Genomic DNA, 15448 nt, shown 5'->3' with positions numbered 1-15448 from the left:
GCCGGGGTTGATCGAAGGTGTGATCCACCGCGTATGGATCATTCGGCCCATCGGTGATCCATCATTCGTGTGAGATCTCCTCATCCCGAAGTGTGTCCTACACGGATTTCGCGGCCGAGCCCCCGGCGAACCGGGGCTCGGCCGTTACGCCTTTCTGACCTGGCACTTCGTGGAAGAACCCGTTCGGAGGCACCGCCGGCACATCGCGGAATATTTGATTCCGTATGTGGGGACGCACTCCCGTCGTCACAACCTTGTCTCACGGACCTTGCCGAATGGGTGGCCATGAGGGCCGGGAGGGGTGATCATGAGGAGACCAGAGCGCACTTCCCATGAGGAGGCACGGGTGGCCGAGACTCTGAAGAAGGGCAGCCGGGTGACCGGCGCCGCGCGCGACAAGCTCGCGGCAGACCTGAAGAAGAAGTACGACGCCGGTGCGAGCATCCGGGCGTTGGCCGAGGAGACCGGCCGCTCGTATGGCTTTGTGCACCGCATGCTCAGCGAGTCGGGCGTCACGCTGCGAGGGCGTGGCGGGGCGACACGGGGCAAAAAGGCCCCTTCGGCCTGACCCCGGGCGCCCCGAGAACCCGATGGTGGCCACCCGGTCGGCCGACTGACCGGCCGGGTGGTTACTGTGCAGTCACTTGGATGACCGCACCCATCGGAGGCGCCCCATGGCTTCGTCCGCCCAGAACCTCGGTCCCGTACTCGACAAGGACGGCGTACGGCTCACCGTCGACGACGCGATCGCCACGGTGACGCTGACCAACCCGGCCAAGCGCAACGCGCAGAGCCCCGCTCTGTGGCGGGCGCTGACCGAGGCGGGCCGGCTGCTGCCCGGCTCCGTCCGGGTCGTGGTGCTGCGCGGTGAGGGCAAGTCCTTCTCCGCCGGGCTCGACCGGCAGATGTTCACGCCCGAGGGAATCGAGGGCGAGCCGTCGTTCATCGACCTGGCGCGTCGCGACGACGCCGCGCTGGACGCGACCATCGCCGAGTACCAGGAGGCGTTCACCTGGTGGCGGCGCAGCGACATCGTGTCCGTCGCGGTCGTCCAGGGACACGCCATCGGGGCCGGGTTCCAGCTGGCCCTCGCCTGTGACCTGCGCGTCGTCGCGGACGACGTGCAGTTCGCCATGCGCGAGACCAGCCTCGGCCTCGTCCCCGACCTGACCGGTACGCATCCGCTGGTCGGCCTCGTCGGCTACGCCCGGGCGCTGGAGATCTGCGCGACCGGGCGCTTCGTCACGGCCGAGGAGTCCGTGAACACCGGCCTGGCCAACGTCGCCGTGCCCGTGGCCGAACTGGACGCGACGGTCCAGGACCTCGTCGCGGCCCTGCTGGCCGCCCCCCGCGACGCCGTCATCGAAACCAAGTCCCTGCTCCGCGGCGCCCTGACCCGCACCTACGACGACCAACGCACCGCCGAACGAGCAGCCCAGTCCCGCCGCCTGCGCGACCTGGCCGGCCTGGGCGAATAACCCGCCGCTCTCCGTCGTACCCGCGGGCAGTCGTGCCTCCATGCCTTCGCTCCCGCGGGCAGTCGTGCCGCTTGGGCGGCACGGGTGGGCGCGACGGCACCCCGCAAGTGCCGGGCTGCGCGAACACCCCACCCCAGCGGACCACCCCGGTCAGTCGACCGCTGTGATCAGCACGGCCACCGTGGGCCCACCCGGCAGAGCGGACGCCACCGCTGAACGAACGCCCCGGGCCACGTCCAGAGGCCGGGCATCCGCCAAAACCGCGAGGTCCACCCGCGCGTGGCGGCGGGGCAGGCTGGTGCCACCCGGGTGTTCAGCCAGGTGCACGGAGCGGCCCAGCGCGCCCGTCAACCGGCTCACCCCCGGCACGGCGCGCGCCGCCACCGCGACACGACCCGCCTCGGAGCCGGAATCCGACGGCTCGGGTCCCGACTCCCGCACAGGCTCCGCAACCGGCACCGGCTCCGGCTCCGCGTCCAGCAACTCCGTCACCCGCAGATCCACCTCCGTGACGGTCAGCCCGATCCGCTCCGGCGCCACCTCCGCCAGCACCGCACGCAGACGCGACGCCGTCACCGGCAGCGGCCGTGCCGCCGTGGCCGCGAACTCGACGGTCAGCCGCAACGCCCCCGGCGGCAGCGCGCTCGCCGGAGCCGGCACGACGGACTCGCCCGCCCCCTCGGGATCGGCGAGCCCGATCCGCACACCGTCCAGGCGTACGCCCGGCACGTCCCGTACCACCGCGCGCCGCAGGACCGTCTCCGCCGCCCCCTCCGCGATCCACGCGCCGTCGCGCGGTCCCCCCAGGGGCAGGATCCTGCCCAGCCCCACCTGGTGCCGCACCGCCCGAGTCCACCGGTCCGCCGTCATTCCTCCAGCCTGACGCATCTACGGCGCGGTAGCGGGCAACCGCGCATACCGTGGTCGAAGGAGGACGATCGAAGGGACGCACGGCGATGACCGACATGACCGAGGGAGGCCCGGTACGGGCCCCCGACCCGGAGAAGAACCTCTTGGAGACCACCCCCCGCAAGAGCCAGGGAACCCGGCGCGGCGGAGGTGACCCCGCGACCCGTGGCCGTACCACCATCGCCGACGGTGTCGTGGAGAAGATCGCGGGGCTGGCCGCGCGGGACGTGCTCGGCGTGCACACCATGGGCAGCGGCCTGTCACGGACCTTCGGCGCCGTACGCGACCGGGTGCCCGGCGGCTCGAAGTCGGTGACGCGCGGTGTGAAGGCCGAGGTCGGCGAATTGCAGACCGCGCTCGACCTGGAGATCATCATCGACTACGGCGTGTCCATCGCCGACGTCGCCAGGGCCGTACGGGAGAACGTCATCGCGGCGGTCGAGCGGATGACCGGCCTGGAGGTCGTCGAGGTCAACATCGCGGTGAGCGATGTGAAGCTGCCCGAGGAGGAGGACGAGGAACCGGAGACCCGCCTTCAGTGAGGCTCGGCGAGCGGAGGAGCGCACCATGAACACGGCCGTGGTCGGCATGATCGCCGGCATGGCGTTGGGCTTCGCCGGATACTTCGGCGGATTCGGAGCTTTCCTGCTGGTGGCGGCCCTGGGCGCCGTCGGGTTCGTCGTCGGGCGGTTCCTCGATGGAGACCTGGAACCCGGCGACTTCTTCCGTCCCCGTGACGAACGGCGGCGGTGACGGCGGTGAGCACGATCGCAGGGCCCGGCCGGGGGGCGGCCGCCGTCGCGCCGGGTGAGCGCGGGGCGACCAGGATCGCCGACCGGGTGGTCGCGAAGATCGCCTCGCAGGCGGCCCGCGAGGCGGTCGGCCCCCTGCCGCCGGGCGCCGCCCCGCCGAGCGCCACGGTGGTGGTACGCCATGAGGCCGTCCGGGTCCGGGTGCACGTCGAACTCGACTACCCCGGTGACATCGGCGGACGGTGCGCGCGGGTGCGGAGCCAGGTGGTCGCCCGGGTGCGCGCCCTGGCGGGGATGCGTGTGCCGGAGGTCGTCGTCCTGGTCGAACGGCTGCACCTGACGGCCGCGCCGGAAGCGGCTCGGGGGAGGTCGTGATGAGCGATCCCGAGGGCACGGTCCCGGAGCAGGACCCGCCGCCCGCGGACGTGCCCGGCGGCTCCGGGGGGCACCGGCGCTTCTGGTCGGCCCGCCGGGCCCCCGCGGGTCTGGTCGCGCTGCTGACCCTGTTGATCACGGGCGCTTTCCTGTACGACGTCGCCGCCGTGCGGGCCCACCGCTCCGCGCTGGGCTGGCGCCGGGAACTGGCCCGGCAACTCGCCGAACGGCCCCTGGACGACATCTGGGTGCTGACCGGAGCGGGTGTCGCCACCGCCCTCGGACTCTGGCTGCTGCTGCTCGCCCTGACACCCGGTCTGCGCGCCCTGCTCCCGATGCGCCCCACGGATCCCGGCGTCCGCGCGGGACTGCACCGGGACGCCGCCGCCATGGTGCTGCGGGACCGGGCCCTGGAGGTGGCCGGCGTACGGTCGGTGCGGGTCAGGGTGAAACGCGCCCGCGCGGACGTCCGCGCGGTGTCGCACTTCCGTGAACTGGACGACGTACGGGCCGACTTGACCGTGGTGCTCGACGACGCCGTGGAGGGGCTCGGCCTGGTCCGGCCGCCCTCGCTGTCGCTGCGCGTGCGGCGGCCCGGCCGGAAGGGGCGGTAGGGGTGCTCAAGGGTGTCAACCGGGTGCTGCTCGGGGTCGTGGGGCTGGTGCTGGTCGTCCTCGGCGGGTCCGTGCTGGCGATCGGGCTGGGGGCGCCGGCGCCTTCCTGGTGGCCGCACGACGGGCGGCACGATGTGCTGCTGGACGAGGCCGAGCGGACCCGGTGGCGGGACGACGGCTGGTGGTGGCCGGCCGTCATCGCCGTTCTCGCCGTCCTGGTCCTGCTCTCCCTGTGGTGGCTGCTCGCGGTGCTGCGCCGGCGGCGACTGACCGAGGTGCTGCTCGACACCGGTGACGACGAGGGCGCGTCACTGCGCGGAAGTGCCCTGGAACAGGCCCTCGCCGAGGAGGTGAGCCACCTGGACGGCGTAGCCCGGGCCCACGTCCTCCTCACCGGCCGCCGAGGCACCCCCAGAACCCGGATACTCCTCCGTCTGCGACCCCACATCGACCCCGGAACCACCCTGCGATCCCTGGAGAAGGGCCCCCTCACCCACGCCCGGGACTCCGCGGGCCTCGCCGCCCTCCCCACGGAGGCCCGCCTGCACACCGTCAAACACGGCCCCGAACGAGTGACCTGACCCGTGCCCCGGCTCACCGCGGGCAATCGTGCCGCAGGGCGGCACGGGTGGGCGGTGGGGGTTCCTCCCGCACCGGAACAGCGCACCCACCGGACCCGCGAGGCGTCAGAACCCGTGCCGCACCCCGCCGTCCACCGGCACCATCACCCCGGACAGGTAGGACGCCGCCGGCGACAGCAGGAACGCCGCCGCACGCCCGAACTCCGCAGGGCTCCCGTACCGCCGCAACGGAATCCGCGACTCCGCCGCCCGCCGGGTAGCCTCCGGATCGGCGGACAGGGCATCCAGCTCCCGCACCCGATCCGTATCGATACGCCCGGGAAGCAGCCCCACCACCCGAATTCCCCGCGGCCCCAACTCGTCCGCCAGCGACTTCGCGAACCCGGCCAGCCCCGGCCGCAGCCCGTTGGAGATGGTCAGCCCGGGAATCGGCTCGTGCACCGACCCCGACAGCACGAACCCGATGACACCCCCCTCGCCCAACTCCGCCGCGGCCGCCCGAGCCATCCGCACCGCCCCCAGGAACACCGACTCGAACGCCGCCTGCCACTGCTCGTCGGTGGTGTCGGCGACGAACCCCGGCGGCGGCCCGCCCACGCTGACGAGGATGCCGTCGAAGCGCCCGAACCGCTCCCGCGCGGTGGCGATCAGCCGCGCCGGCGCCTCGGGGTCGGCGTTGTCGACGGCCACCCCGACCGCGTCCGGCCCCAGCGCGGACGCCGCCTGAGCGACGGACTTCTCCTCCCGCCCCGTGACGACCACCTTCGCGCCGTCGGCGACGAGCTCCCGCGCGGAGGCGTTGCCCAGCCCGCGGGTCGCCCCGGTGACGACGTACACCCGGTCCTTCAGTCCAAGATCCATGGTCCTATCCTGCCCCCTCGCCGCCGAACAGGGCGAGGGCGGTGTTCACCAGGCCGATGTGGCTGAACGCCTGCGGGAAGTTGCCCATCAGCCGCCCGCTCACCGGGTCGTACTCCTCCGACAGCAGACCCACGTCGTTGGCGAGTCCCATCAGCCGCTCGAACAGCGCGCGCGCCTCCTTCGTCCTGCCGGTCATGTGCAGGGCGTCCGCGAGCCAGAACGAACACACCAGGAACGTGCCCTCCTGACCGGGCAGTCCGTCGACGGCCGTGGCATCCGGGGTGTAACGGTGCAGGAACCCGTTCTGTCCCAGCTCCGCGTGGACCGCGTCGATGGTGCCGAGCACCCGGGGATCGTCGGGCGGCAGAAAACCCACCCGGGGGATCAGCAGCAGCGCGGCGTCGAGTTCACGCGAGCCGTACGACTGCGTGAACGTGTTCCGCGCGGGGTCGTAGCCCTTCGCGCACACCTCCCGGTGCACCTCGTCGCGCAGCGCCCGCCAGCCGTCCAGGTCCCCGTCCAGGTCCGGGTCGTCCTCCAGCGTGCGCACCGCGCGGTCGGCGGCCACCCACACCATCACCTTGGAGTGCACGAAGTGGCGCCGGCCGCCGCGCACCTCCCACAGCCCCTCGTCCGGCTGTCGCCACGCCGTGCGCAGGAAGTCCATCAGCACCGACTGCAACGCCCACACGTCCGGCTGCGCGGACAGCCCCGAACTCCGCGCCAGCGCCAGGGAGTCCATGACCTCGCCGTACACGTCCAGCTGGAGCTGGTTCACGGCGTCGTTGCCGATCCGTACGGGCGCGGCGCCGCCGAAACCGGACAGCCACGGCAGTTCGAACTCCGGCAGCCGCCGCTCTCCCGCGAGCCCGTACATGATCTGCAGGTCCGCCGGATCGCCCGCGACCGCGCGGAGCAGCCAGTTGTGCCAGGCCTCCGCCTCGTCCTGGAACCCGGCGGCCAGCAGCGCGTTCAGGGTCAGGGTGGAGTCGCGCAGCCAGCAGAAGCGGTAGTCCCAGTTGCGTACCCCGCCCGGCTCCTCCGGCAGCGAGGTGGTGGGCGCGGCGACGATGCCGCCGGTGGGGCGGTAGGTGAGCGCCTTGAGGGTGATCAGTGACCGGACGACCGCGTCCCGGTGCGGACCGTCGTAACGGCACTGGGCCGCCCAGGCGCGCCAGTCCGTGACGCTGTGCCGCAGCGAGGAGTACGGGTCGACCAGCGGGGGCCGCGGCTCGTGGGAGGGGTGCCAGGTGAGCACGAACGCGACCCGCTCGCCCTCCCGCACCGTGAACTCGGAGACGGTGCGCCGGTCCTCGCCCCAGGTGTCCACGTCCGGGACGCTGCGCAACCACGCCGAGTCCGGCCCGGCCACCGCCACCCGGTGGCCGTCCGCCTTGCGCACCCACGGCACGACCGAGCCGTAGTCGAAGCGCAGCCGCAGCGTGCTGCGCACGGTCACCTCACCCCGTACACCCTGCACGATCCGCACCAGGTCGGGCGCGCGGTGGCGCTGCGGCATCAGGTCGGTGACCAGTACCGCCCCCTCGAGGGTCTCCCACTCGGTGTCCAGGACCAGTGTGTCCTCGCGGTAGGAGCGGCGGGCGCACCGGTCCGCGCCGGCCGGCGCGATCCGCCAGTGCCCGTTGTTCTCGTCCCCGAGCAGCCGCGCGAAGCAGGCCGCCGAGTCGAAGCGGGGCAGGCAGAGCCAGTCGACCGAGCCGTCCGTGCCCACCAGGGCAGCGGTCTGTTCGTCGCCGATGAGCGCGTAGTCCTCGATACGGTGCACGGGATGCGGGTTCCCGGCAGTCGGGGGCGGCAATCAGGGCTGGAGCCGGGGAGTGACGGACCGTCGGCCGACGCGCCGTCGCCGCAGAAGATGACACCGGGGTCCGAGGGGGCCTGGTTGAGCACCCGCATACCGATCAGCGAGGGCGACGGCGACGAGCACGGCGAGGACGAGCCGCCGCCGGCGTTCGCGGCGCAGCCACTCGCCGCACGCGGTGCGGTAGGCGTCGGACAGCACCCCGCCGGCCAGGGCCTGGAGGGCATCGCGCAGTTCGCGTTCGGTGCGGTCCGCGCCCGGCGGACGCGGCTCGGTCCGGTCGCGCACCGCGTGTACAGACCGACCGCCACCGCCGGGAAGATCTGCAGGATCCACACCCCGCCGAGCAGCCAGGTCCAGCCGGCGCCGAGGCTCCGGTCGGCCGGCGCCCAGCCCTCCAGCTGGGGCAGCCTCTCGCTCGGCCGCAGCCGTCGCGCGGTGATCGGCGAGCAGCGACGCCCCGCCGATCACGGCGAGGAACGTCGCGGTCATGGCTCCATCGGCCATGCGTCACCGTCCTTGGTGTGCTGTGCCCTCGGGGAGAGTTGCGAGCACGGCCCCTCCGGATGACAACAGACCGGTGGGACATCCATCCGGTACGCCGCGGCACTCTCGCACAGACCGCCCCGAACCGGGAGAGAAGCGCAGGTCACAGCACGGACCGGTCATTCCCGGCTACGACGCGGCTCCGGCCGGGGCCGCTACACCGCCGCCGGCTCCGTCTCCTCGGCGTCCGTCTTCTCGGCCGCCGCCCGGACCCGCTCCCGGGCCTCGCGGCGGACCAGCACGAACCAGCCGACCGGCACGGCCGCCGCGAACAACCACCACTGGACGGCGTACGCGTAGTTCAGCGCCGAGTTCTCCTTGCCGGGGTTCCCGAGCCGCTCCGGGGTGCCGTCCTTCGGTTCGGGCGCCGTCTGCGCCACATAGCCGCCGAGCACCCGGGCATCGAGGCGCTCCGCCTCCTGCTCGCTGTTGATCAGCATGATCTGCCGGTCCGGCAGACCCTTCAGGTCCTTGATGCCGCTCGCCTCGGTCGTCTCGTCCGGCATCAGCCGGCCCTTGATCGTGATCTCGCCGCGCGGCGGCGCGGGGACCTCCGGGAACGCGGTCTGGCCCGTCTCTCCGGGGATCCAGCCCCGGTTGACGAGCAGGACCTTGCCGTCGGTGAGGACGAAGGGGGTGAGGACGTGGAAGCCGACCCGGTCGTCGGCGTTGGTACGACGGCGGACGACGACCTCGGCATCGGTGTCGAATTGCCCCTCGGCGGTCACGGTGCGGTACCGCTCGGTGCGCGTCACGGCGCGTCCGGGAGCGGCCAGCCACTCCACGGGCACCGGATCGGCGGCCAGTGCGTCGGCGACCAGCTGGTTCCGGGCGGCGCGCTCCTTGTAGCGGTCCATCTGCCATATGCCCAGCTTGATCATCGTGGGGATGAGAAGCAGGGCGACCAGTGTGATGATCACCCATTGGCGGGACGACAGGAAGCGGTACACCCCACGACCGTACAACTCGGTCGCGGGGTGCATTCAGGCGGGTACGTCCATTCACACCCGGTCGACGATCCCCGCCTTTCCCTCCGCGCGGGCGCAGTGGGCGCCGCAGTACCAGTGACCGTCGGCCTCGACGCCCTGGCCGATGATCTGCACCCGGCAGTGCTCGCAGATCGGGGCCATGCGGTGGATCGCACAGGAGAAGCAGCCGAAGACGCGCATTCTCCTCTCCTGTGAAATTGGTGCCTCATTGGAGAGGGGTGAGCTGCCACGGACACCCCGGAGTCTGCGACCTCTCCGACTGACCGGTTCCCAACGGTCGGTCCGGCGACTGGTCAGGCTGTCGGCGGCTCTCTCATCGGGAGTAAGACAGAAGAAGGGAAAGGCGCCACTCCCACCCCCGTCCAGACCGCTGAGGAGGCGGCTCCGCTCGCCCCTGAGAGCGACGAGGATTCCACGCCCGGTAGCGTCTGACCTGGGTCTGGTCGAGTGGGACGGTGGATTTCGAGTCCTGGAAGTCGTCCTCCGCCTTCCGTCTCCTCCCGGCGATCTCGACCAGGTCGGTCAGGGGGCAGGGACGGCCCTCGGGCGCGTAGGCGTAGAAGTGCGCGATCTCGCTCGGGTCGGCGATGGAGCGGCGGATGAGCAGCCATCGGCGCGGGTGGTCGGCGGCGATCCAGGCCCAGTCGTAGTGGCGAGGGCCCTTCGCGCCCATTTGGCCATTTGAGCGTTAAGGCTGTTGACCTTGGTGGTCCCAAGCGCTGGCGTGACTTCGTGAGGTGTCCAGGAGTAGTCGGGTGCAGAGCGCAGAACGGCGAGTGTGCCTTGAAGCTGGGACGTTCCCGGAGTGAGACGCGGCGGAGTTGGCGGCGATGCGGTGGGTGCCGCCTCATCGAGCAGCACGTAGACGCCGGTGTGTGGCTTGTGGATCAGCCCGTTCCGGGCCCAGCGGGCCGGCAGTACCGCAAAACTGTGCACATTGTCCGCGTTGACGGCCAGGGCGAGTTCGCGAGGTCCCCGGCGACGGCCGGGCTCGGAGCGTAAGACGGCGCAGGCGCGATCAACCAGGGACGGTTCGCCTGGTTTCGGAGGTGGGAGAGGAGTCTGGGACGGGTGCCGACGTGAGACGAGGGCCGACGTGAGACGAGGGCACGCGTCGTCGGCCGAATGGAGTGGATAGCGATTGCGAGTGAGCCGACACGTCTACTGGACAGGGGCCTTCCTTCTTCGGGGTTGGCGTAGCCGTAGCGAAAGAGCGGACATCTGACCCTGCGTGCACTGATCCGTATGCGACGTGCCGGCAGCAACTGGGTCAGGACAGCGTGGCCGATCCGGCCGACAAGAGCGTCTTCGTTCAGCGTGGTTGGTGCGATGATGAGTTGGCCGCGCGCCGCTTCAAGGGCCACGGTGAAGCTGGCCCGGTCGGGGTCTGTGCTTCCGCCCACGCAGTTCGCCGTGATCTCGGCATCGATGACACGGACCGCGACGTGGCGAACCCGGGTGAGATACGAGCCGTCCGGCAACCGGTCCTCGGTCGGCAGGCGCCGGGTGGAGCTGAGACGGACCAGGAACTGCGCACCGGTGTCGGCGACCTCGCCGAGGAACTTCCTGTCGTCAAAGCCGCGGTAGGCCAGAACGAGGAAGCCGTCACCGAGCAGATGCAGCAGATGCCGGGCGTAGTAGTTCTCGCCGTGCCGCTTGGGCCTGAAAGCGGCACCGAGCAGGCCGCGCGTTCCTGTCTCGGCCAACGACATCAGCCGCAGCGTCGGGTAACCCGTGATCCCCAGTCGAATGGCGTACCCGCCCCAACCAGGCGTAGTTACGCTCCCCGTCCGGCACCTTGATCGAGCTGCATCCGTCGGATGCCACCGTGCGCCACTGTCGGTAGCGAGTCCCCGGTGCACGGGGCTGGGCCAGCGGACCGGCAACTACTTCGAACAGAGCTTTCAACGGTGCGGCACCCAGACGACGACGCAGATCACGGAGGGCCTTCTCCGAAGGCGTCACGACCAGGAGCCCGGTAAGCCCGGCGATCAGCTTGTTCCAGACTTTGGCGTGACCCGGATGCGGGAACAAGCCCAGTGCCGGCACGAGGTAGACGCCCACTCGTGACGGCGGAATTCGCCTTCGCCAGCTCGACCGTCCCCGTTTCGTCCAGTACGGCGTCGACCAGCTCAAAGGGAAGGTACTTGGTCAACTCGCCCAGGTGACCTGGGGCAAGAGCACCTTCGTCGACGGTGAGAATACCTGGGAGTGTGCTGACGGCAGACTGACGATGCAACGGAGCCTCACGAGCGATGGATCTTGGCAGATCCCTCCTCCTGCCCGAGGCGCCAGCTCACCCACGCACAGAACGGAAGGCCGAGTGATTTTCATCGAACATTGAGCGCGATCGGGGCGGCGCGGTCGACGGTCCTGGCCTACGCACACCCGACCGAGGCGGTCGCCACGGGTCCCTCGTGCCGGGCGAGCCCCTTCATCGCGGCTGTCGCCGGGAGTGGCACCGATCCGGCCGGGCAGCGTGCCGGCGGTCTGTAGGCCCCGTCGTCAGCTCCGGCTCAACCGCCGCGCGATGGCCTCCAGCAGCTCATCCAGCGCCGCCTCGCGTGTCCGGCCCTTTGGCCGGGCCAGCCCTACCCGGCTCGGTGAGACCCCGCGGACTGGACGGAACACCACGTTCGGGTGGGAGTAGAAACGGGCCGTCGACGCCGGGGCCAGTGCTACGCAGCCGGCAGCCACCGCTCCGAGCCACTCGTCGGGCCGGCTGGTGACGGCACCGACCCGGACGGGGTGCCCTTCCCGCTCCTGCGCCGCCAGCCAGTGCTCCCTCCAGGCTCCGGTCTCGGCTCCGGCCGCGACGAACGGCTCGTCCCACAGCTCCCGGAACTCCACCGTCCCGCTGTTCGCCAGCGGATGTCGAGCCGGCATGAGCACCCCACGCTCCTCGGCGAACAACTCCCGCACGTTCAGCCCTTCCTGCTCCGGAAACGGCAAACGCACCACTGCCGCGTCCACTTCGCCCCGGGCCAGGCCGGCACTCGCGTCCGACCAGTCGAACTGACGCAGTTCCACCCGCCACTCGGGCTGCGCCTGGCGGAACTCGGCGATGACCTCGTGGACGGCGCCCACGGCGCCCGCGTCCAGGAAGCCCAGGCGCAGCACCCGCGCCGCCCGGCCTGTTGCCTCTACCGCCTCGTCCCATCCCTCCAGCAGTGCGGGCACCCGCGCGGCGAGCTCTCGACCGGCCTCGGTCAGCACCATCCCGGACCGCGAACGCGCGAAGAGCGGTACCCCGAGATTGTTCTCCAAGCGCCGGATCTGCTTCGTCAGCGAGGGCTGCGAGACGAACAGCTTCTGCGCCGCCCCGGTCAGGCTGCCCTCCTCCGCCACTGCGGTGAAGTACCGAAGCAGGCGCGTGTCCACGTCCATGCCACCAGGTTATAGAAGCAGGTATTGGACGGCGCCGAAGCGCCTGTGGACCCTGAAGGCATGACCGGTACCCAACTCGCGTTCCTCGTCGTCACCTTGCTCACCGCCGCTGTCAACGTCGGTATCGCCGCAGCCGACCTCGCCGGGGCGCGCTTCGTGCTGGCCAACTCGGCGCAGGTGGGTGTGCCCCGATCCTGGCTGCCCTGGCTGGCCGCCCTCAAGCTGGCCGGAGCGGCGGGCCTCCTTCTCGGCCTCTTCGACGCGGCACTGCGTCCCCTCGGTGTCGCAGCGGCCTGCGGTCTCGTCCTGCTCTACCTGGGCGCACTCGCCTTCCATCTGCGCGCCCGTGTGCTCTACAACCTCGCGTTTCCCGGCTTCTACTTCACCACCGCCGTCGCCTCGTTGGCCTTGGCTGTGTCCTCCTGATGGCGGCGGCACCGGCGGCCGGCTCCAGTCGGTCCGGGTCACCGCCGATGATCTGGATCGCGTTGCAGTGCAGGTCGTCGCGGATGATGGCGAGCTCGCGCCGGACCACCGCGGGGTCCAGGTGCTCGCGGGATATCTGGCCGTGCACGACGAATCCGGTGTCGTAGGTCATTCCTCTTGCGCGCATGCTGACGGCCTCTCTGCCGGTCCCGGTCGGGCCCAGGCCGACAGGAAACATGCGCGCGCGCAACTTGTGCGGAACGCTGACACCGTGACGACACCACCACCAGGGCTGCGGGAGCGGAAGAAGCAGGCCACGCGCGAGGCGGCCCTGCGTCTGGCCGTGGAGCGCGGACTGGACCAGGTGCGGGTCGAGGACATCGCCGAAGCGGCCGGGGTCTCACCGCGCACCTACAACAACTACTTCGCCGGCCGCGATCTCCTCACGCTCATTGAACTGATGGACCCGAAATGATGCCTGAGCCGACCAGGTGTCGTATCTCGCTGACGTGGCGCTGTCAGCTTGCGAGCGCCTTCCTGGCGGCTGACCATGCTGCTTATGACACGTTGTGAAGTGTGCGGGAATGACTACGCGCTGGCGTTCACCGTAGAGACCCAGGACGGTGCTCGCCACGTCTTCGATTCGTTCGCCTGTGCGATCCATCGCATGGCCCCGATCTGCGAGCACTGCCGGGTGCAGATCATCGGTCAGGGCGTCGAGGCCGACGGTCACTGGTTCTGCGGCGCCCACTGCGCCCGCGCCGAGGGCAGGGCAGGCATTGTCGACAAGGTTGGATCACCGGCGTAGAAAGCGTCCCCCTTCTCGCGGAAGGGGACGCTTCTCGTTTCAGGCGGTGTGGGACACCGGCTCCACCCGCGCGGGATCGGACCTGCCTCCCCGGCTCCTGGCCGGATGAATGAGTACTGCCCGGAGCACCTTCCGAACGATGATCCGCTGACGTTCGATCGACAGGTTCTCCCAGCCGCTCGCCAACAGCTCTTCAGTGGTGGAACGAGTGCCGGCTTTCACCTTCTTGGCCCTCCAGAGGGCTTGAAGATCCGCAATCTCCTCTTCCACGCCCTCCAGCTCATCCTCATGTGCCCGCGGCTCCGCCGCTTCAGGGACCTGCTTTCGCCGGCCGGCCCTGAGTACCTGCGCCCGGACGAGGTCCCTGATCATCTGCTCGAAGCCGGGGCGCTTCACGTTGCGTTTGAAGGCGCTGAGGTTGTTGTCCTCGTACCACTTGACCGGGGCACCGCCGGCCGGTGTCCCGATGTCTTCACGCTGCCGTAGGACGCCCTTGCGTTCCTCCTCGGTGGCCTCCTCGGGTGTGAGGAGTCCGTCCTTCACAGCCCGGCGTATGTCTGCAAGGTCCGCGTCCGAGATGCGGCAGCACCCCCCGACAGGCTTGGCCTGCATCGGCCCCCTCATACGATCAGGTCGATATGTGGAGATTCGCTGTGAGGGACGATAAAGACGAGTAGCCAATTCAGCCAAACAGCAGTACCGCGCCCTGCGCACGCACCTCGAAGGTCATTCCGTAGCTGTTGCCGCAGACTTCGCATGTCGCCCTGGGCCACAGGGTGAGCCGTCGGCCCGGCGCGGGCGAGTCGCCCGCCAATCACCCGTCCGTACGGTCGGACCGGTGTTCCCGTCAGTCCTCCGACGCGGGTTCGACGTCTCCGAGCAGCTGACCGAAGGCGGCCTCGTCGACGACCGGGGTGCCGTACTGCCGGGCCTTGACCACCTTGGACGTGCCCGAGTCGGGATCATTGGTGACGAGGAGGCTGGTGAGCCGGGACAGGCTGCCGGCGACATGCAGGCCCGCCTCCGTCGCACGGTCCTCCAGCAGGTCCCGCTCGATCGAGGTGTCCCCGGAGAACGCCACCCGCATGCCCTGCTTGATCCGCTTGCCCGGTTCGTACCGCCCCGGGTTGGGGTACGGGCACGCGGGCCGCTTGCGGGACGGGCGCCAACTGGTCGGCCGGTAGCCGCCGTGACCCGCCTGCTGCCCGGTACGGGGCCCGTCCGTCCACTCGGTCAGCGGCCGGCACTCGTGCAGCGGCAGTCGTACGCCACCCGCCGCCGCGGCCCGCAGACTGGGCCGGAACGCCTCCGCCAGCACGCGCGCGTCGTCCAGCGCGTGGTGCGCCCGCCGCTGTACGACACCGAAGTGCGCGGCGAGCGACTCCAGCTTGTGGTTGGGCAGCGGAAGCTTCAGCTCCTTGGAGAGGGCGATGGTGCACAGCCGCTGCTTCACCGGCGCCTCGCCCCGCGCGCGGGCGTACTCCCGGGCGATCATCTGCCAGTCGAAGACCGCGTTGTGCGCGACCAGCACCCGGCCCTCCAGCCGGGTCGCGAACTCCGCGGCGATGTCCTGGAAGAGGGGCGCCCCCTCGAGCACGTCGCTCGTCAGACCGTGTATCCACACCGGGCCCGGGTCCCGCTGCGGATCGACCACCGTGTACCAGTGGTCCTCGACCTCGCCGCGCGCGTCCAGCCGGTAGACGGCCGCGGAGATGATGCGGTCGTCCCGGGCCAGCCCTGTGGTCTCCACGTCGACGACCGCGTATCCCTGCGGGTACGCGGCCGGCCACGCGGTGGGGGAGGACGCTGCGGTCGTGAGGTCATCGAGCATGGTTCACGAGGATACGGGCCGGGACCGACACCGCTGTCCGTCAGGTCCTCCGCGCGGCCCGCACATGCG

General features: G+C 70.8%; 20 protein-coding genes and 3 pseudogenes. 10 read left to right on the top strand and 13 right to left on the bottom strand.

Annotated features, from left to right (window positions below; all coding sequences use genetic code 11):
• The first annotated feature begins 346 nt into the window (after positions 1-346).
• Both ACH4VX_RS07285 and ACH4VX_RS07280 read left to right on the top strand, forming a co-directional pair.
• The gene (locus tag ACH4VX_RS07285; RefSeq protein WP_029385158.1) at positions 347-568 is read left to right on the top strand and encodes a helix-turn-helix domain-containing protein; all 222 of its coding nucleotides are present in this window, start codon (positions 347-349) and stop codon (positions 566-568) included.
• A 106-nt stretch (positions 569-674) separates the two neighbouring features.
• A complete protein-coding gene (locus ACH4VX_RS07280; RefSeq protein ID WP_398366369.1) occupies positions 675-1478 on the top strand; it encodes an enoyl-CoA hydratase/isomerase family protein in 804 nt (267 codons plus the stop codon).
• 150 nt (positions 1479-1628) lie between these two features.
• On the opposite strand, the gene ACH4VX_RS07275 is transcribed toward ACH4VX_RS07280, so the two are convergent.
• Positions 1629-2348, bottom strand: a complete 720-nt coding sequence (locus ACH4VX_RS07275; protein ID WP_398366368.1) for a nucleopolyhedrovirus P10 family protein — start codon at positions 2346-2348, stop codon at positions 1629-1631.
• 86 nt (positions 2349-2434) lie between these two features.
• On the opposite strand from ACH4VX_RS07275, the gene ACH4VX_RS07270 reads away from it, so the two are divergent.
• The 5 genes from ACH4VX_RS07270 to amaP are packed head-to-tail and all read left to right on the top strand — an operon-like array spanning position 2435 to position 4709.
• Positions 2435-2929 carry an Asp23/Gls24 family envelope stress response protein gene (locus ACH4VX_RS07270; protein WP_398366367.1) on the top strand — a complete coding sequence of 165 codons (495 nt, stop codon included), beginning with the start codon at positions 2435-2437 and terminating at the stop codon, positions 2927-2929.
• A gap of 25 nt (positions 2930-2954) precedes the next feature.
• Positions 2955-3140, top strand: coding sequence for a hypothetical protein (locus ACH4VX_RS07265; RefSeq protein ID WP_398366366.1), 186 nt, complete (start codon positions 2955-2957; stop codon positions 3138-3140).
• A complete protein-coding gene (locus ACH4VX_RS07260; protein WP_398366365.1) occupies positions 3137-3514 on the top strand; it encodes a hypothetical protein in 378 nt (125 codons plus the stop codon). Before ACH4VX_RS07265 ends, ACH4VX_RS07260 begins: the two co-directional genes overlap by 4 nt.
• Positions 3514-4128 (top strand): DUF6286 domain-containing protein, encoded by a 615-nt coding sequence (locus tag ACH4VX_RS07255; RefSeq protein ID WP_398366364.1) that lies wholly within the window; start codon positions 3514-3516, stop codon positions 4126-4128. The genes ACH4VX_RS07260 and ACH4VX_RS07255 overlap by 1 nt, the downstream gene beginning before the upstream one ends.
• 2 nt (positions 4129-4130) lie before the next feature.
• A complete protein-coding gene (gene amaP, locus ACH4VX_RS07250; protein WP_398366363.1) occupies positions 4131-4709 on the top strand; it encodes an alkaline shock response membrane anchor protein AmaP in 579 nt (192 codons plus the stop codon).
• A 105-nt stretch (positions 4710-4814) separates the two neighbouring features.
• Here amaP and ACH4VX_RS07245 read toward each other — a convergent pair whose 3' ends face one another.
• The 9 genes and pseudogenes from ACH4VX_RS07245 to ACH4VX_RS07205 all read right to left on the bottom strand — a co-directional run bounded on the left by ACH4VX_RS07245 (position 4815) and on the right by ACH4VX_RS07205 (position 12314).
• Positions 4815-5570 carry an SDR family oxidoreductase gene (locus tag ACH4VX_RS07245; RefSeq protein WP_398366362.1) on the bottom strand — a complete coding sequence of 252 codons (756 nt, stop codon included), beginning with the start codon at positions 5568-5570 and terminating at the stop codon, positions 4815-4817.
• A 4-nt stretch (positions 5571-5574) separates the two neighbouring features.
• Complete coding sequence (locus ACH4VX_RS07240) at positions 5575-7356, bottom strand: glycoside hydrolase family 15 protein (RefSeq protein ID WP_398366361.1); 1782 nt, start codon at positions 7354-7356, stop codon at positions 5575-5577.
• A 59-nt stretch (positions 7357-7415) separates the two neighbouring features.
• Positions 7416-7680: pseudogene (locus tag ACH4VX_RS07235) on the bottom strand (hypothetical protein); the annotation flags it as partial.
• Between the two features lie 14 nt (positions 7681-7694).
• Positions 7695-7899, bottom strand: a pseudogene (locus ACH4VX_RS07230) (sodium:solute symporter); the annotation flags it as partial.
• A gap of 194 nt (positions 7900-8093) precedes the next feature.
• Positions 8094-8888: an SURF1 family protein gene (locus ACH4VX_RS07225; protein ID WP_398366360.1), complete on the bottom strand. Its 795-nt coding sequence runs from the start codon at positions 8886-8888 to the stop codon at positions 8094-8096.
• A 51-nt stretch (positions 8889-8939) separates the two neighbouring features.
• Entirely contained in the window at positions 8940-9107 is a 168-nt protein-coding gene (locus tag ACH4VX_RS07220; protein WP_398366359.1) for a hypothetical protein, read from the bottom strand.
• A 707-nt stretch (positions 9108-9814) separates the two neighbouring features.
• On the bottom strand, positions 9815-10639 hold the full coding sequence (locus ACH4VX_RS07215; protein ID WP_398366358.1) for a hypothetical protein: 825 nt from the start codon (positions 10637-10639) through the stop codon (positions 9815-9817).
• On the bottom strand, positions 10533-11063 hold the full coding sequence (locus ACH4VX_RS07210; protein ID WP_398366357.1) for a transposase domain-containing protein: 531 nt from the start codon (positions 11061-11063) through the stop codon (positions 10533-10535). The genes ACH4VX_RS07215 and ACH4VX_RS07210 overlap by 107 nt, the downstream gene beginning before the upstream one ends.
• A 369-nt stretch (positions 11064-11432) precedes the next feature.
• Positions 11433-12314 (bottom strand): LysR family transcriptional regulator, encoded by an 882-nt coding sequence (locus ACH4VX_RS07205; RefSeq protein ID WP_398366356.1) that lies wholly within the window; start codon positions 12312-12314, stop codon positions 11433-11435.
• A gap of 60 nt (positions 12315-12374) precedes the next feature.
• On the opposite strand from ACH4VX_RS07205, the gene ACH4VX_RS07200 reads away from it, so the two are divergent.
• Positions 12375-12740, top strand: a complete 366-nt coding sequence (locus tag ACH4VX_RS07200) for a DoxX family protein (RefSeq protein WP_398366355.1) — start codon at positions 12375-12377, stop codon at positions 12738-12740.
• Here ACH4VX_RS07200 and ACH4VX_RS07195 read toward each other — a convergent pair.
• The gene (locus ACH4VX_RS07195) at positions 12697-12927 is read right to left on the bottom strand and encodes a hypothetical protein (protein WP_398366675.1); all 231 of its coding nucleotides are present in this window, start codon (positions 12925-12927) and stop codon (positions 12697-12699) included. The two genes, ACH4VX_RS07200 and ACH4VX_RS07195, sit on opposite strands and share 44 nt — an antisense overlap.
• A gap of 84 nt (positions 12928-13011) precedes the next feature.
• Between ACH4VX_RS07195 and ACH4VX_RS07190 the strand changes: the two are divergent.
• Together ACH4VX_RS07190 and ACH4VX_RS07185 are read left to right on the top strand one after the other, a co-directional pair.
• Positions 13012-13179 (top strand): annotated as a pseudogene (locus tag ACH4VX_RS07190) (TetR/AcrR family transcriptional regulator); the annotation flags it as partial.
• Positions 13180-13299: 120 nt separating this feature from the next.
• Positions 13300-13548, top strand: coding sequence for a hypothetical protein (locus ACH4VX_RS07185; protein WP_398366354.1), 249 nt, complete (start codon positions 13300-13302; stop codon positions 13546-13548).
• Between the two features lie 39 nt (positions 13549-13587).
• Here the strand turns inward: ACH4VX_RS07185 and ACH4VX_RS07180 are convergent, their stop codons facing one another.
• Both ACH4VX_RS07180 and ACH4VX_RS07175 read right to left on the bottom strand, forming a co-directional pair.
• Positions 13588-14160, bottom strand: a complete 573-nt coding sequence (locus tag ACH4VX_RS07180) for a hypothetical protein (RefSeq protein WP_398366353.1) — start codon at positions 14158-14160, stop codon at positions 13588-13590.
• Positions 14161-14395: 235 nt separating this feature from the next.
• Complete coding sequence (locus ACH4VX_RS07175; protein WP_398366352.1) at positions 14396-15379, bottom strand: DEDDh family exonuclease; 984 nt, start codon at positions 15377-15379, stop codon at positions 14396-14398.
• Between the last annotated feature and the right edge of the window lie 69 nt (positions 15380-15448).

It is taken from the genome of Streptomyces sp. NPDC020731 (genome assembly GCF_044334705.1).
In the GTDB taxonomy this organism is placed as follows: domain Bacteria; phylum Actinomycetota; class Actinomycetes; order Streptomycetales; family Streptomycetaceae; genus Streptomyces.
Note: the sequence above shows the minus strand (reverse complement) of the source record. Positions and strands in the feature narration are given on the sequence as shown.

What these genes read in the sequence shown, in the direction of transcription:
- ACH4VX_RS07280 (WP_398366369.1), top strand. Translation starts at nt 675, where the DNA reads ATGGCTTCGTCCGCCCAGAACCTCGGTCCCGTACTCGACAAGGACGGC.
- ACH4VX_RS07245 (WP_398366362.1), bottom strand. Translation starts at nt 5,570, where the DNA reads ATGGATCTTGGACTGAAGGACCGGGTGTACGTCGTCACCGGGGCGACC.
- ACH4VX_RS07275 (WP_398366368.1), bottom strand. Translation starts at nt 2,348, where the DNA reads ATGACGGCGGACCGGTGGACTCGGGCGGTGCGGCACCAGGTGGGGCTG.
- ACH4VX_RS07185 (WP_398366354.1), top strand. Translation starts at nt 13,300, where the DNA reads ATGACACGTTGTGAAGTGTGCGGGAATGACTACGCGCTGGCGTTCACC.
- ACH4VX_RS07175 (WP_398366352.1), bottom strand. Translation starts at nt 15,379, where the DNA reads ATGCTCGATGACCTCACGACCGCAGCGTCCTCCCCCACCGCGTGGCCG.
- ACH4VX_RS07200 (WP_398366355.1), top strand. Translation starts at nt 12,375, where the DNA reads ATGACCGGTACCCAACTCGCGTTCCTCGTCGTCACCTTGCTCACCGCC.
- ACH4VX_RS07215 (WP_398366358.1), bottom strand. Translation starts at nt 10,639, where the DNA reads ATGTCGTTGGCCGAGACAGGAACGCGCGGCCTGCTCGGTGCCGCTTTC.
- ACH4VX_RS07220 (WP_398366359.1), bottom strand. Translation starts at nt 9,107, where the DNA reads ATGCGCGTCTTCGGCTGCTTCTCCTGTGCGATCCACCGCATGGCCCCG.
- ACH4VX_RS07205 (WP_398366356.1), bottom strand. Translation starts at nt 12,314, where the DNA reads ATGGACGTGGACACGCGCCTGCTTCGGTACTTCACCGCAGTGGCGGAG.
- ACH4VX_RS07195 (WP_398366675.1), bottom strand. Translation starts at nt 12,927, where the DNA reads ATGCGCGCAAGAGGAATGACCTACGACACCGGATTCGTCGTGCACGGC.
- ACH4VX_RS07180 (WP_398366353.1), bottom strand. Translation starts at nt 14,160, where the DNA reads ATGCAGGCCAAGCCTGTCGGGGGGTGCTGCCGCATCTCGGACGCGGAC.
- ACH4VX_RS07270 (WP_398366367.1), top strand. Translation starts at nt 2,435, where the DNA reads ATGACCGACATGACCGAGGGAGGCCCGGTACGGGCCCCCGACCCGGAG.
- ACH4VX_RS07265 (WP_398366366.1), top strand. Translation starts at nt 2,955, where the DNA reads ATGAACACGGCCGTGGTCGGCATGATCGCCGGCATGGCGTTGGGCTTC.
- ACH4VX_RS07255 (WP_398366364.1), top strand. Translation starts at nt 3,514, where the DNA reads ATGAGCGATCCCGAGGGCACGGTCCCGGAGCAGGACCCGCCGCCCGCG.